This window comes from Bacillus sp. FSL W8-0519, assembly GCF_038005585.1.
In the GTDB taxonomy this organism is placed as follows: domain Bacteria; phylum Bacillota; class Bacilli; order Bacillales; family Bacillaceae_G; genus Bacillus_A; species Bacillus_A paranthracis.
Window position 1 is genome coordinate 12501 of sequence record NZ_JBBOTL010000001.1, and the last position, 15000, is coordinate 27500.

Consider the following 15000-nt stretch of genomic DNA (forward strand, 5'->3'; position numbering starts at 1 on the left):
GAGGAGAGAATCCTAAGGTGTGCGAGAGAACTCTGGTTAAGGAACTCGGCAAAATGACCCCGTAACTTCGGGAGAAGGGGTGCTTTCTTAACGGAAAGCCGCAGTGAATAGGCCCAAGCGACTGTTTAGCAAAAACACAGCTCTCTGCGAAGCCGTAAGGCGAAGTATAGGGGGTGACACCTGCCCGGTGCTGGAAGGTTAAGGAGAGGGGTTAGCGTAAGCGAAGCTCTGAACTGAAGCCCCAGTAAACGGCGGCCGTAACTATAACGGTCCTAAGGTAGCGAAATTCCTTGTCGGGTAAGTTCCGACCCGCACGAAAGGTGTAACGATTTGGGCACTGTCTCAACCAGAGACTCGGTGAAATTATAGTACCTGTGAAGATGCAGGTTACCCGCGACAGGACGGAAAGACCCCGTGGAGCTTTACTGTAGCCTGATATTGAATTTTGGTACAGTTTGTACAGGATAGGCGGGAGCCTTTGAAACCGGAGCGCTAGCTTCGGTGGAGGCGCTGGTGGGATACCGCCCTGACTGTATTGAAATTCTAACCTACGGGTCTTATCGACCCGGGAGACAGTGTCAGGTGGGCAGTTTGACTGGGGCGGTCGCCTCCTAAAGTGTAACGGAGGCGCCCAAAGGTTCCCTCAGAATGGTTGGAAATCATTCGTAGAGTGCAAAGGCATAAGGGAGCTTGACTGCGAGACCTACAAGTCGAGCAGGGACGAAAGTCGGGCTTAGTGATCCGGTGGTTCCGCATGGAAGGGCCATCGCTCAACGGATAAAAGCTACCCCGGGGATAACAGGCTTATCTCCCCCAAGAGTCCACATCGACGGGGAGGTTTGGCACCTCGATGTCGGCTCATCGCATCCTGGGGCTGTAGTCGGTCCCAAGGGTTGGGCTGTTCGCCCATTAAAGCGGTACGCGAGCTGGGTTCAGAACGTCGTGAGACAGTTCGGTCCCTATCCGTCGTGGGCGTAGGAAATTTGAGAGGAGCTGTCCTTAGTACGAGAGGACCGGGATGGACGCACCGCTGGTGTACCAGTTGTTCTGCCAAGGGCATAGCTGGGTAGCTATGTGCGGAAGGGATAAGTGCTGAAAGCATCTAAGCATGAAGCCCCCCTCAAGATGAGATTTCCCATAGCGTAAGCTAGTAAGATCCCTGAAAGATGATCAGGTTGATAGGTTCGAGGTGGAAGCATGGTGACATGTGGAGCTGACGAATACTAATAGATCGAGGACTTAACCATATAATATGTAGCAAATGTTATCTAGTTTTGAAGGAATATGCCTTCAATAGTTTGGTGATGATGGCAGAGAGGTCACACCCGTTCCCATACCGAACACGGAAGTTAAGCTCTCTAGCGCCGATGGTAGTTGGGACCTTGTCCCTGTGAGAGTAGGACGTCGCCAAGCAACTAAAAACACAAGTCTTTTGACTTGTGTTTTTTTATTTCCCATGAAATAGGTTCGGTTCTGCTAGTAAAAAATTCGAAATATAGTAAGGAATTTTTTGAGCAGAAATAGTAAGAAATTGATAAATAAATGGGTAATCTTCAGAGCCATAGCTTCCAAGTAAATCATACCACCAATCTGTTTCGTATCTAGAAATCATACTTAAATTGTAGAGCAATAAATAGTGAACAAGAAGTTCAGGTAATACGGGTTTAGGATTTCTAGGGTCAGTTGTAAGTGGTAAGTAATAAGTATCAGCGAGATATTCGTAGTATAAAGGCGTACTATATATAGGATTCCACGATTGAATAGGAGCTGTAAAAAGCAAATTGGAGGCGCTCGTTTTCCCAGTAACATGTTGCACGGATAAGTGCTTACAAATTGATTCAATATAACGTGAAAATCTTTCTGAAGTCATATGAAGTCGATCTAGTATATTGACTGAAAAGGAAAGTTCATTTGCATTTGTTGAATCAATTTTATACAAAGTGGCACCTCGTTGACTATAGCGAAATAAGTTTTGTAATTCAGGAATATTCCCCATTAAATCCAACATGTTAAACTTCTCTGATTCTAAGTGTTTCATGTGAAACAGCTGTTCTGCAACATGAGTAAATAATCCATTTTTTTGTACCTTTACCTCATCTTCTAAAAATTGATATCCCTGTTTTTTCCGCTTACGAGTCGTAACACCATGAGCTAAAACAGTAGTGGATTCAGGATAGTTCGGATCAATAGTTAATAAGCATGCTTTAAAAAGTTGGCTCATTCCATAAAACAATAACATTGGCTGAATTGAAAAGGGAGCTACCTTATATAATTCATAATAATTTTTCCCATGTTCTAAGTAATAAATAAAGGGATAACAATTTTCAAAACTTTTTTTTTCAGCATTTTGTATGGAGGATTTTTCATAACAACGGGCAAGATAACGTTGTACATTTTGAGATGAAAAGAAGAAACTTAGTTGCTGCCAAGTACAATGTGTTTGATGCATATATTACGCTCCTTTTATTGTCTAAAAATTCTAACATATATATACGTCCTTGACAGTATTTTAACCAATTGATAAGCTACTAATAATAATTTCTGGTATCATGGGGGGAACAATTATGTGGGAATCTAAATTTGTTAAAGAAGGTTTGACTTTTGATGACGTATTACTTGTACCAGCAAAGTCAGATGTACTACCAAGAGAAGTAAGTGTTAAAACAGTTTTATCTGAAAGCTTACAGTTAAACATCCCGTTAATTAGTGCAGGAATGGATACAGTAACAGAAGCGGATATGGCTATTGCAATGGCTCGTCAAGGCGGTTTAGGAATTATTCATAAAAATATGTCTATTGAACAACAAGCCGAGCAGGTTGATAAAGTAAAACGTTCTGAAAGTGGTGTTATTTCAGATCCTTTCTTTTTAACTCCAGAACATCAAGTGTATGATGCAGAACACCTTATGGGGAAATATCGTATCTCAGGTGTACCGGTTGTAAATAATTTAGACGAGCGAAAATTAGTTGGTATTATTACAAACCGTGATATGCGTTTTATCCAAGACTACTCAATCAAAATTTCCGACGTAATGACAAAAGAACAGCTAATTACAGCTCCAGTTGGTACAACGCTAGATGAGGCTGAAAAGATCCTACAAAAGTATAAAATTGAAAAACTCCCTCTTGTTGATAACAATGGTGTATTACAAGGGCTTATTACAATAAAAGATATTGAAAAAGTAATTGAATTCCCAAATTCTGCGAAGGATAAGCAAGGGCGCTTATTAGTTGGAGCAGCAGTTGGTGTAACGGCTGATGCTATGACTCGCATTGACGCATTAGTAAAAGCTAGCGTAGATGCAATCGTACTTGATACAGCCCATGGACATTCTCAAGGCGTTATTGATAAAGTAAAAGAAGTTCGTGCAAAGTATCCATCATTAAATATTATCGCTGGAAATGTTGCTACTGCTGAAGCAACAAGAGCATTAATTGAAGCAGGGGCAAACGTAGTTAAAGTTGGTATTGGACCAGGCTCTATCTGTACAACACGTGTTGTAGCTGGGGTTGGTGTACCACAATTAACAGCGGTTTATGATTGTGCAACAGAAGCTCGTAAACACGGTATCCCAGTTATTGCTGACGGTGGTATTAAGTACTCTGGTGATATGGTTAAAGCTTTAGCAGCAGGAGCACATGTTGTTATGCTAGGTAGTATGTTTGCTGGTGTTGCTGAAAGTCCTGGTGAAACTGAAATTTATCAAGGTCGCCAATTTAAAGTATATCGTGGTATGGGTTCTGTCGGAGCGATGGAAAAAGGAAGTAAAGATCGTTATTTCCAAGAAGGAAATAAAAAACTTGTTCCAGAAGGTATTGAAGGACGAGTACCATATAAAGGACCTTTAGCAGATACGGTTCATCAATTAGTTGGTGGATTACGTGCAGGTATGGGATATTGCGGAGCACAAGATTTAGAATTCTTACGTGAGAATGCACAATTTGTTCGTATGTCAGGTGCTGGTTTACTTGAAAGTCATCCTCATCATGTACAAATTACAAAAGAGGCTCCAAACTACTCATTATAATGTCTTATATATAAATAGACGGAGATTTTATATCTCTGTCTATTTTTTTTTGATTATGTTAGAATAACGGTTATGTGAGTACATAGATATTGGGGGTAGCAAAAGTGAAAGGTATGTTTTGCAAAAGATTCATTGCACTAGTAACAATGCTTACACTAGCTTGTAGTATGTTGTTACCATATAGCAATGCATCAGCTGAAACAGGAAATGCTTTAAATATTGAAGCAGGTGCGGCAATTTTAGTAGAAGCGAATTCTGGAAAAATTGTATATCAAAAGAATGCCGATGAATTATTATCCATTGCTAGTATGACGAAGATGATGAGCGAGTATTTAGTTCACGAAGCAGTGGATAAAGGAAAGCTTAAGTGGGATCAGAAAATTAAGGTTTCTGAATATGCGTATAAAGTTTCACAGGATGCTTCATTATCAAATGTGGCATTAGAAAATGGTGGCTCTTATACAGTAAAAGAGTTATACGAGGCAATGGCAATCTTCTCTGCAAATGGTGCAACGATTGCATTAGCAGAAGCAATTGCAGGTAAAGAAGTAGATTTCGTAAAAATGATGAATGATAAATCGAAAGAACTAGGGTTGAAAAATTATAAATTTGTCAATTCTACAGGTTTAACGAATAAAGATTTAAAGGGAATGCATCCAGAAGGAACAACAGCGGATGAAGAAAATAAAATGTCTGCAAAGGATGTTGCAACTTTAGCACAACATTTAATTAAAGATTATCCAAAAGTGTTAGATACAGCAAAAATCCCGAAAAAAGAATTCCGTCCAGAAAAAGAGAAGTTTGCAATGTCGAACTGGAACTGGATGTTAAAGGGCTTAGTTAAAGAATATGATGGCGTAGATGGCCTAAAAACAGGCTCAACTCCAGAAGCGGGAGATTGCTTCACTGGTACGGTTGAAAGAAACGGTATGCGTTTTATTTCTGTAGTGATTAAAACAAGTTCTCATACAGCACGTTTTGATGAAACAAAGAAGCTATATGATTATGGATTTGCTAACTTTGAAATGAAACAAATGTATAAAAAAGGTTCTTCAGTAAAAGGACAAGAAACAGTACGAGTAGAAAATGCGAAAGACAAAGATGTAGCAGTTCAAACGAAACAAGCCATTTCACTTCCAGTACCAAAAGGAAGTAAAGATGTTTATAAAACAGAATTAAAAGAATCAAGTAAGGGACAAGAAGCACCTATTAAAAAGGGAGCTGCGCTTGGTCAAATGGTAATTACGCCAAAAGATGCAAACGACCCTGGATTTTTAACTGGTAAGTCGTTACAAGTGGATCTTGTAACAACATCTGAAGTAGAAGAAGCAAACTGGTTTACTCGTGCTATGCGCGGAATTGGTTCTTTCTTTAGTGGTATATGGAATAGTGCTGTTGATACAGTAAAAGGTTGGTTTTAAAAGCTCCTCATTGTAGGGGCTTTTTCTTATTCCTATTTTTCATACCGACTTTATGAAAAAGTAGTAGACAAGCATCTGATAGTTAGTGGTAGAATGTAAGAGTATTCTTAATTTTCGCCTTTAACGGGGAAAAGCAATTCACCTAGGGGGGTTTTTGTAACATGACAAATGTAACAGGGACAGAACGTGTAAAACGTGGAATGGCAGAAATGCAAAAAGGCGGCGTTATTATGGACGTAATTAACGCTGAACAAGCAAAAATTGCAGAAGAGGCAGGCGCAGTTGCCGTTATGGCATTAGAGCGTGTACCAGCAGATATTCGTGCAGCAGGTGGCGTTTCTCGTATGGCAGACCCAACAATCGTTGAAGAAGTTATGGGTGCAGTGTCAATTCCGGTTATGGCAAAATGCCGTATCGGTCACCTTGTAGAAGCACGTGTATTAGAATCATTAGGGGTAGACTATATCGATGAGAGTGAAGTATTAACTCCAGCCGATGAAGTATACCATTTAAATAAACGTGATTACACAGTTCCATTTGTATGTGGTTGCCGTGATATCGGAGAAGCTGCACGTCGTATTGCAGAAGGTGCATCTATGCTTCGTACAAAAGGCGAACCAGGAACAGGAAACATTGTAGAGGCAGTGCGTCATATGCGTCAAGTCAATGCAGAAATCCGTCAAGTTGCAAGTCTACGTGAAGATGAATTAATGACATATGCAAAAAATACTGGTGCTCCTTATGAAGTACTACTTGAAATTAAACGCCTTGGTCGTTTGCCGGTTGTAAACTTTGCAGCAGGTGGTGTAGCAACACCAGCAGATGCAGCGTTAATGATGCAACTTGGTGCGGATGGTGTATTTGTTGGATCTGGTATCTTTAAATCAGAGAATCCAGCGAAATTTGCACGTGCAATCGTTGAAGCGACAACTCATTATGAGGATTACGAGTTAATTGCAAGCCTTTCTAAAGGATTAGGTAATGCGATGAAAGGTATTGAAATTTCAACGTTACTACCAGAGCAACGCATGCAAGAGCGTGGATGGTAATTGAAGGAGAACTTTAAAATGGTGAAAATCGGTGTACTAGGTCTTCAAGGTGCAGTTCGTGAACATGTAAAATCAGTTGAAGCAAGTGGTGCAGAAGCTGTTGTTGTAAAGCGTATAGAACAACTTGAAGAGATTGATGGTCTTATTTTACCAGGCGGTGAAAGTACAACTATGCGCCGTCTTATTGATAAGTATGCTTTCATGGAACCGCTTCGTACATTTGCGAAGTCTGGTAAACCAATGTTTGGTACATGTGCAGGAATGATTCTTCTCGCAAAAACACTTATTGGCTATGACGAAGCACATATTGGTGCTATGGATATTACAGTTGAGCGCAATGCGTTTGGACGTCAAAAAGATAGCTTTGAAGCTGCACTTTCTATTAAAGGTGTGGGAGAAGATTTTGTTGGCGTATTTATTCGTGCCCCGTATGTTGTAAATGTAGCGGATGATGTTGAGGTACTTTCTACACATGGTGATCGAATGGTAGCGGTAAGGCAAGGGCCGTTTTTAGCTGCTTCTTTCCATCCGGAATTAACAGATGATCATCGTGTAACAGCATACTTTGTAGAAATGGTAAAAGAAGCGAAAATGAAAAAAGTTGTATAAGTAACTTGCAACTTGTATAAGATTATAGTAAATTGATGGTAACAATTTTATAAAATAAGCGTGTTGATAGGAAGTAGTAACAAATGTCGTTTCTTATAGAGAGTCGATGGTTGGTGGAAATCGATAGAAACAGTTTGTGAATCCATCCTGGAATGGAATGTGGAATATCTTTATGATTAGTAAACATTCCCGGTGAAGAGCCGTTATTTCTACTTGAGAGGAAAGCGGTAATGCTTTCAACTAGGGTGGCAACGCGGGTTAACTCCCGTCCCTTTATATAGGGACGGGAGTTTTTTGTGTTTTATAAAATAAAAGGAGGAGTATATAATGCTTGATATTAAATTTTTACGTACAAATTTTGAAGAAGTAAAAGCTAAGTTACAGCATAGAGGCGAAGATTTAACTGATTTTGGTCGCTTTGAAGAATTAGATACGAGAAGAAGAGAACTACTTGTTCAAACAGAGGAACTAAAAAGTAAACGTAACGAAGTATCTCAACAAATCTCTGTATTGAAGCGCGAAAAGAAAGATGCAGAAGCTCTAATTTTAGAAATGCGTGAAGTTGGAGAAAAAGTAAAAGATCTTGATAACGAACTTCGTACAGTTGAAGAAGATCTAGAAAGATTGATGCTATCTATTCCAAATATTCCGCACGAATCTGCTCCAGTTGGTGAAACAGAGGATGATAATGTAGTAGCTCGCACTTGGGGAGAAGTGAAGGAATTTGCTTTTGAACCAAAACCACATTGGGATCTTGCTACAGATTTAGGAATTCTAGATTTTGAACGTGCTGGAAAAGTAACAGGAAGCCGCTTCGTATTCTACAAAGGTGCTGGCGCAAGATTAGAGCGTGCTTTAATTAGCTTTATGCTTGATCTTCATACTGATGAGCATGGATATGAAGAAGTATTACCTCCGTATATGGTAAACCGTGCAAGCATGACAGGGACAGGACAACTTCCGAAGTTTGAAGAAGATGCATTCCGTATTGAAAGTGAAGACTACTTCTTAATTCCAACAGCTGAAGTACCTGTAACAAATATGCACCGTGATGAGATCTTAAATAAAGAACAATTGCCTATAAGATATGCTGCGTTTAGCTCTTGTTTCCGTTCTGAAGCAGGTTCAGCTGGCCGTGATACACGTGGTTTAATTCGTCAGCACCAGTTCAATAAAGTAGAGCTTGTGAAGTTCGTAAAACCAGAAGATTCTTATGAAGAGTTAGAAAAACTAACAAATGATGCAGAACGCGTGTTACAATTATTAGAGTTGCCATATCGCGTTATGAGCATGTGCACAGGCGATTTAGGATTTACAGCAGCGAAGAAATACGATATCGAAGTATGGATTCCAAGCTATGGCACATATCGTGAAATCTCTTCTTGTAGTAATTTCGAGGCTTTCCAAGCGAGACGTGCAAATATCCGTTTCCGTCGTGAGCCAAACGGCAAACCAGAACATGTTCATACATTAAATGGATCTGGTCTTGCAATTGGACGTACGGTGGCAGCTATTTTAGAGAACTACCAACAAGAAGATGGTACAATTATAATTCCAGAAGTTCTTCGCCCTTATATGGGAGGAAAAACAGTTATTAAGTAAATTTATAAACATTCATCGGTATGAGTGATTGGTAATTATGAGCGTTGTCAGTACTATGATGTAGGAGAGGAAAAGTAAAATTTTCCTTTCCTCATAATTTATTTTAGTAGGGTTGACTAACTGTTTTTCTTTTGATATTATATTTGATGTCAATATGGAGGTATACCCAAGTCTGGCTGAAGGGATCGGTCTTGAAAACCGACAGGCGGCGAGAGTCGCGCGGGGGTTCGAATCCCTCTACCTCCTCCAGATATAATTGACAACAGCGCATATAAGTGGAGATTGGAGAACTCGTTACCACACGTAACGAGTTTTTATTTTAAAACCAATCATAAAGTATGGTGTAAGGCGATTTTGTCCTTATTACACACTCATATTCCGATGATTATCTTCATAGATATGAAAGGAGTCAACATGGATCTTATTATACAAACGTTTCCTTTAGATGGAAAAACTTTATATTATGTACAATGTCCTGTCTGTAAGAACAATAGAATTTTAAACAGTGGTGCAAATGTATCACGCATTATTAGCGATGATACATTCCGTAAACTTTGTGGTTGCACTTGTGATGTAAAGCAAACTGCAACAAAAGTAGAGGCACCAAAAAAAGTTAAAAAAGAAGCTGTAAAGAAAGAAGCAGCTCCAAAACGTACAGGTAAAGTATTAACAGCAGTAATTAACGGGAAAGAAATGACTGTTAAAGAGATTGCTGAGGCGTACGATATTAGTACAAGTACTGTTCGTCAGCGTATTAACGCTGGAAAACCTGAGAGTGAAATTATTGCTCCAACAAAGAAAAAGTAATTTAATAGAAAAACCCGTGCATATGCACGGGTTTTTTATTTTACAAGTTTACGTGTTTGTTTTAAAAAATGACCGATTTTTTTTATGATTGGTTCAATGGAATCGCCATCTTTTAAAATATCGTATTCATTAATGTTTAATCGTAAAACAGGGCATGAATTGAAGTTGTTAATCCAGTTTTCATAACGCCCATGCATCTCTTTCCAATACTCGATTGGTGTTTGCTGTTCCATCGGACGTCCACGTTCTTGGATACGATCAACAATATCATCGAAAGAACCTTCTAAGTAAATTAATAAATCTGGATGTGGGAAGTAAGGAGTCATGACCATAGCGTCAAATAAACCTTTATATGTTTCATAATCAGTTTCTGTCATTGTACCTTTTTCGTGATGCATTTTTGCAAAAATGCCAGTGTCTTCATAGATAGAGCGATCTTGAACAAAACCGCCACCGTATTCAAAAATTCTTTTTTGTTCTTTAAATCGTTCTGCTAAAAAATACACTTGTAAGTGAAAGCTCCAGCGTGTGAAATCAGCATAGAACTTGTCCAAATACGGATTAGAATCTACCTTTTCAAATGATGTGCGATACCCTAAAGCGTTAGCCAATGCAGTTGTCATAGTGGATTTACCGACACCTACTGTTCCAGCGATAGTGATTACTGCGTCATTTGGTATATCATATTTTTGCCTTAAATTCATTATTATTTCGACTCCTTTAAGAGAGTATTTTGAAGGGCAGATAGGATGACATTTAAATCATCAGGATTTTTTACAAAATCCATATCGTCTCCGTTAAATTTCAATACTGGGATATCTGGATGGTCCTTTTTAAAAGCATCCATTGCTGTTTCATAATCTTTTGTGAGCTGTAGTAAGTAATTTGGATCCATATTTTTTTCGAATTCTCTTCCGCGCATTGCAATTCGCTTTTGTAATGTTTCTAGGCTAGCTGTTAAATAAACGATAACGTTTGGAACTGGCATATCTTGTGTAAGGATACGATAGATTTGCATGTACTTGTCGTATTGAGAATCTTTTAATGTACGGGATGCAAAAATTACATTTTTGAATATATGATAATCCGCTACTACTGGCTTCCTTTGATTCAAATACTTTATGTTAATATCTTCTAATTGTTTATATCTATTACAAAGAAAGAACATCTCTGTTTGAAAACTCCATTCGTCGATGTCTTCATAGAACTTTCCTAAAAAGGGGTTTTCATCAACAATCTCTTTCAGTAAGTGGAGTTGCATGTGAGTTGAAATTTCCTTCGCAAGTGAAGTTTTTCCAACACCAATTGGTCCTTCAACCGTGATAAATGGTACTCCGGTCACGCTGTTTCCTCCTTTCAATCAGTGATTTACCGTGACTACTAAAAACACAAAACAGAATTATTGTAGCACAAGAGGGAAGCGAGCGGGTTAATTTGATATAAAAAGTTGGAAAATAGATATATGTATTAATTAAATTTTATTTGAAACGACGGTACTATATTTGCTTTTAATGTGGCTTCCATTATTTTTAAAGCATGCAGGTTATCCTGATCATCATTAGATGCAATACAGTCCTGTGGTACATACAATGTATAATTCCTCATATGAGCATCGTTAGCTGTAAAGAGGATACATATATTCCCGGCGACACCTGTTAATATTAGATTTTCTATTTTTAAATAGCCTAATAAAGAATTTAAAGGTGTTTCATAAAAAGCAGAGTAATGTGGTTTAATAAAAATGTAATCATCAGCATTTGGAGCGATCTTATGAATGATATTTTTACTATACTCATTTGTACAATGAGTAATCAATTGGTCAATATCAGACCTCCAAAGTTGATAATGGTCATTAATATAAATGATGGGGCAACCGAAGGATTTCATTGTTTTCTTTAATTGTAAAATAGGATTGGTTATAATTTCGCATTTTTTGGCTAGGATAGGCCCGTGTGAAAATTGAAAGTCATTAATCATATCGATAATGAGTAAGGCAGTATTCTTCATATGTAATCCCCTCTCTTTTTTTCTTAGGGTGGATTGAATTTATAAAAGTTATCCCATGTGTAGTAAATGGAAATAAGTGTACTTTATTTGTAATGAAAGGACTATGTTATGGAACGTGATCAAGATATTCATTTTATGCAGTTAGCAATAGAAGAGGCTAAAAAAGCAGAGGCAATACAAGAAGTACCGATTGGGGCAGTTATAGTGTTGGATGGTGAAGTAATTAGTGTTGCTCATAATTTAAGGGAGACTGAGCAAAGATCGATAGCTCACGCTGAGTTGTTAGCTATTGATGAGGCGTGCAAAAAATTAGGGACATGGCGTTTAGAAGATGCGACGTTATATGTAACATTAGAGCCTTGCCCGATGTGTGCGGGTGGAATTGTTTTATCACGAGTAAAGCGAGTTGTATATGGTGCGAGTGATCCGAAAGGTGGATGTGCAGGGACATTGATGAATCTGTTAACGGATGAACGCTTTAATCATCAATGTGAAGTAGTAGCTGGTGTATTAGAAGAAGAGTGCGGTACGCTGTTAACGAACTTTTTTAGAGCGCTTCGTAAAAAAAGAAAAGCGATTAAGAAATTAGAGAAAAGTAAAGAGAATTAACGTATTTGCATTTTATAAAAAAACAAGTTATACTGATAGTGCCTTTAATGAAGGCAACCGAATATTGGTTTTAACTTTGCCGTGCTAAGCGGGGAGGTAGCGGTGCCCTATACTCGCAATCCGCTCTAGCGAGGCCGAATCCCTTCTCGAGGTTATGTTGCTGTAAGGCCTGCCTTAAGTAAGTGGTGTTGACGTTTGGGTCCTGCGCAACGGGACCCCGTGAACCTTGTCAGGTCCGGAAGGAAGCAGCAATAAGCGGGTCTTCTCGTGTGCCGCAGGAGTGCCTGAACCGAGCTAACTGCTTAAGTAACGCTTATGGTACGTAATCGACAGAAGGTGCACGGCAGTTATATATGTATACAAAACTCACCTTAATACTAAGGTGGGTTTTTTGTATAGAAAATAACTTTTGGAATCTATAAACAGAATGGGTTATAATAAATGAGATAATAACCTTTGAGGGAGGCCGTATTTTCGTGTCATACCAAGCGTTATACCGAACATGGAGACCGCAAAAGTTTGAAGATGTAGTCGGTCAAAAGCACGTGACAAAAACGTTGCAAAATGCCCTTCTTCAAGAGAAAGTTTCACATGCTTATTTATTTTCTGGGCCGAGAGGAACAGGAAAAACGACAATTGCAAAAGTGTTTGCAAAAGCAATTAACTGTGAACATGCTCCGGTAGCTGAACCTTGTAATGAATGTCCTTCTTGTTTGGGGATTACACAAGGATCTATTTCAGATGTATTAGAAATTGATGCGGCTTCAAATAACGGTGTAGATGAAATTCGAGATATTAGAGATAAAGTAAAATATGCTCCAAGTGCTGTAGAATATAAAGTATACATTATTGATGAAGTTCACATGCTTTCCATGGGTGCCTTCAATGCGCTTTTAAAAACGTTAGAAGAACCGCCAGGACATGTTATCTTTATTTTGGCGACAACAGAACCGCATAAGATACCGCCTACAATTATTTCGCGTTGCCAACGTTTCGAATTTCGAAAGATATCAGTAAATGATATTGTTGAGAGATTATCGACAGTTGTGAACAATGAAGGTACGCAAGTAGAAGATGAGGCATTACAAATTGTTGCACGTGCCGCTGAAGGTGGTATGCGTGATGCGCTTAGTCTTATTGATCAGGCAATATCTTATAGTGATGAGACTGTTACGACAGAAGATGTATTAGCTGTAACAGGGTCTGTTTCTCAGCAATACTTAGGCAACTTAGTAGAATGTATACGTGAAAATGATGTATCAAGAGCATTACGTATCATAGATGAGATGATGGGTAAAGGGAAAGATCCAGTTCGCTTTATGGAGGATTTCATTTACTATTATCGTGATATGCTTTTATATCAAACTTCACCACAATTGGAACATATGTTGGAACGAGTAATGGTTGATGAGCAATTCCGGACGTTAAGTGAAGAAATGCAGCCGGAAGTAATCTATGAGATCATTCATACTCTTAGTAAAGCACAACAGGAAATGAAGTGGACAAATCATCCGCGAATTTTCTTAGAAGTTGTTATGGTACAACTGTGTCAACAGTTTATGATGCAAGCAAATGGTGCAGATCGTTTACAAGCAATTATGAACAGGATGCAGCAATTAGAGAAAGAGTTAGAACAAGTCAAAAAGAATGGTGTGCCGGCCGGTGTGCAGCAGGAAGTCAGAGAGACGCGTGCAGCACCAAAGCCAGTACGGACAGGAAGTATGAAGATACCTGTCGGACGCGTAAATGAAGTATTAAAGCAAGCGAAGCGTCAAGATTTAGAACAATTAAAAGCTGTATGGGGAGAGTTGTTAGGAAGACTCAAAGCATACAACAAAGTAGCGTTTGCTGTTTTATTAGAAAATAGCGAACCGGTAGCGGCTTCAGATGATACTTACGTTTTAGCGTTCCAATATGAGATTCACTGTAAAATGGCAAGCGAAAATCGAGAGGCTATGGATACAGTGGAACAAACTTTATTTGAATTGCTAAGTAAAAGATTAAATATGATTGCCATTCCAAAAAGTGAATGGGGTAAAATCCGTGAAGGTTTTTTACAGCGTGAAGGTGGAAGTTCTGAAGAAAGCCCAAAGAAAAAAGAAGATCCTCTCATAGAAGAGGCTGTAAAATTAGTAGGGCAAGAACTCATTGAAATAAAAGAGTAATAATAATTAGGAGGAATTAATTATGATGCGTGGCGGAATGGGAAATATGAATAACATGATGAAACAAATGCAAAAGATGCAAAAGGAAATGGCAAAGGCGCAAGAAGAACTTGGCGAAAAAACAGTTGAAGGTACAGCTGGCGGCGGTATGATCACAGTTATTGCAAATGGTCATAAGCAAATTCTTGAAGTAAAAGTGAAAGAAGAAGTTGTAGATCCAGAAGATATCGAAATGTTACAAGACTTAGTGTTAGCTGCAACAAACGATGCACTTAAGAAAGCTGATGAACTTTCAAACTCTACAATGGGTAAATTTACAAAAGGCTTAAACTTACCGGGTGGAATGTTCTAGGAGGATATTGATATATGCATTATCCAGAACCAATATCAAAACTAATTGATAGTTTTATGAAATTGCCAGGAATCGGACCGAAAACAGCGGTTCGATTGGCGTTTTTCGTATTAGATATGAAAGAAGATGATGTGTTAGGTTTTGCAAAAGCACTTGTAAATGCGAAGCGAGACTTAGCATATTGTTCTGTGTGCGGGCATATTACTGATCGTGATCCTTGTTATATTTGTAACGATTCACATCGAGATCAATCAGTTGTTTGTGTCGTGCAAGAACCGAAAGATGTAATCGCGATGGAAAAGATGAAAGAGTATCAAGGTGTATATCATGTGTTACGTGGTGCTATCTCTC

The 15000-nt window shown here is 38.7% G+C and carries 14 protein-coding genes, 1 tRNA gene, 2 rRNA genes, 1 other RNA gene and 1 other annotated feature (2 of these 19 running past the window's edge); of the genes, 14 read left to right on the top strand and 4 right to left on the bottom strand.

What is annotated here, in order from left to right; translation table 11 throughout:
* Positions 1 to 1247 (top strand): 23S ribosomal RNA (locus tag NST14_RS00050); it begins 1676 nt to the left of the window's first position.
* 50 nt (positions 1248 to 1297) lie between these two features.
* A 5S ribosomal RNA gene (rrf, locus tag NST14_RS00055) occupies positions 1298 to 1413 on the top strand.
* A gap of 34 nt (positions 1414 to 1447) precedes the next feature.
* Here the strand turns inward: rrf and NST14_RS00060 are convergent.
* A complete protein-coding gene (locus NST14_RS00060; protein WP_000554271.1) occupies positions 1448 to 2449 on the bottom strand; it encodes a YaaC family protein in 1002 nt (333 codons plus the stop codon).
* 115 nt (positions 2450 to 2564) lie between these two features.
* Here NST14_RS00060 and guaB point away from each other — a divergent pair, with 115 nt between their 5' ends.
* From guaB to NST14_RS00095, 7 genes are all read left to right on the top strand, one after another.
* Entirely contained in the window at positions 2565 to 4028 is a 1464-nt protein-coding gene (guaB, locus tag NST14_RS00065; protein ID WP_000264079.1) for an IMP dehydrogenase, read from the top strand.
* 113 nt (positions 4029 to 4141) lie between these two features.
* Complete coding sequence (gene dacA, locus NST14_RS00070) at positions 4142 to 5449, top strand: D-alanyl-D-alanine carboxypeptidase DacA (RefSeq protein WP_139303397.1); 1308 nt, start codon at positions 4142 to 4144, stop codon at positions 5447 to 5449.
* Positions 5450 to 5610: 161 nt separating this feature from the next.
* A complete protein-coding gene (gene pdxS, locus NST14_RS00075) occupies positions 5611 to 6498 on the top strand; it encodes a pyridoxal 5'-phosphate synthase lyase subunit PdxS (protein ID WP_000186156.1) in 888 nt (295 codons plus the stop codon).
* 18 nt (positions 6499 to 6516) lie between these two features.
* On the top strand, positions 6517 to 7107 hold the full coding sequence (pdxT, locus tag NST14_RS00080) for a pyridoxal 5'-phosphate synthase glutaminase subunit PdxT (RefSeq protein ID WP_000238780.1): 591 nt from the start codon (positions 6517 to 6519) through the stop codon (positions 7105 to 7107).
* A gap of 54 nt (positions 7108 to 7161) precedes the next feature.
* Positions 7162 to 7383, top strand: a binding site (T-box leader).
* Between the two features lie 51 nt (positions 7384 to 7434).
* Positions 7435 to 8709, top strand: a complete 1275-nt coding sequence (gene serS, locus NST14_RS00085) for a serine--tRNA ligase (RefSeq protein WP_000884181.1) — start codon at positions 7435 to 7437, stop codon at positions 8707 to 8709.
* Positions 8710 to 8865: 156 nt separating this feature from the next.
* A tRNA-Ser gene (locus tag NST14_RS00090) sits at positions 8866 to 8958 on the top strand.
* Between the two features lie 165 nt (positions 8959 to 9123).
* Positions 9124 to 9516 (top strand): DUF3797 domain-containing protein, encoded by a 393-nt coding sequence (locus tag NST14_RS00095; protein ID WP_000364200.1) that lies wholly within the window; start codon positions 9124 to 9126, stop codon positions 9514 to 9516.
* Positions 9517 to 9551: 35 nt separating this feature from the next.
* Here NST14_RS00095 and NST14_RS00100 read toward each other — a convergent pair whose 3' ends face one another.
* The 3 genes from NST14_RS00100 to NST14_RS00110 form a co-directional block, all read right to left on the bottom strand.
* Positions 9552 to 10220 (bottom strand): deoxynucleoside kinase, encoded by a 669-nt coding sequence (locus tag NST14_RS00100; protein WP_001053585.1) that lies wholly within the window; start codon positions 10218 to 10220, stop codon positions 9552 to 9554.
* A gap of 2 nt (positions 10221 to 10222) precedes the next feature.
* Positions 10223 to 10858, bottom strand: a complete 636-nt coding sequence (locus NST14_RS00105; RefSeq protein ID WP_000148224.1) for a deoxynucleoside kinase — start codon at positions 10856 to 10858, stop codon at positions 10223 to 10225.
* 125 nt (positions 10859 to 10983) lie between these two features.
* A complete protein-coding gene (locus NST14_RS00110; protein WP_000798715.1) occupies positions 10984 to 11523 on the bottom strand; it encodes an isochorismatase family cysteine hydrolase in 540 nt (179 codons plus the stop codon).
* A gap of 108 nt (positions 11524 to 11631) precedes the next feature.
* Between NST14_RS00110 and tadA the strand changes: the two genes are divergently transcribed.
* From tadA to recR, 5 genes are all read left to right on the top strand, one after another.
* Positions 11632 to 12132 carry a tRNA adenosine(34) deaminase TadA gene (gene tadA, locus NST14_RS00115; protein ID WP_000439008.1) on the top strand — a complete coding sequence of 167 codons (501 nt, stop codon included), beginning with the start codon at positions 11632 to 11634 and terminating at the stop codon, positions 12130 to 12132.
* A 79-nt stretch (positions 12133 to 12211) separates the two neighbouring features.
* Positions 12212 to 12476, top strand: an RNA gene (gene ffs / locus NST14_RS00120) — signal recognition particle sRNA large type.
* A 132-nt stretch (positions 12477 to 12608) separates the two neighbouring features.
* On the top strand, positions 12609 to 14297 hold the full coding sequence (gene dnaX / locus NST14_RS00125; RefSeq protein ID WP_229143757.1) for a DNA polymerase III subunit gamma/tau: 1689 nt from the start codon (positions 12609 to 12611) through the stop codon (positions 14295 to 14297).
* Positions 14298 to 14322: 25 nt separating this feature from the next.
* Positions 14323 to 14649, top strand: coding sequence for a YbaB/EbfC family nucleoid-associated protein (locus NST14_RS00130; RefSeq protein WP_001996460.1), 327 nt, complete (start codon positions 14323 to 14325; stop codon positions 14647 to 14649).
* Positions 14650 to 14663: 14 nt separating this feature from the next.
* Positions 14664 to 15000, top strand: partial view of a recombination protein RecR gene (gene recR / locus NST14_RS00135; protein WP_000559169.1) — the 5' portion only. It continues 260 nt past the right edge of the window; only the first 337 of its 597 coding nucleotides appear in the window; its start codon is at positions 14664 to 14666; its stop codon lies off the right edge, out of view.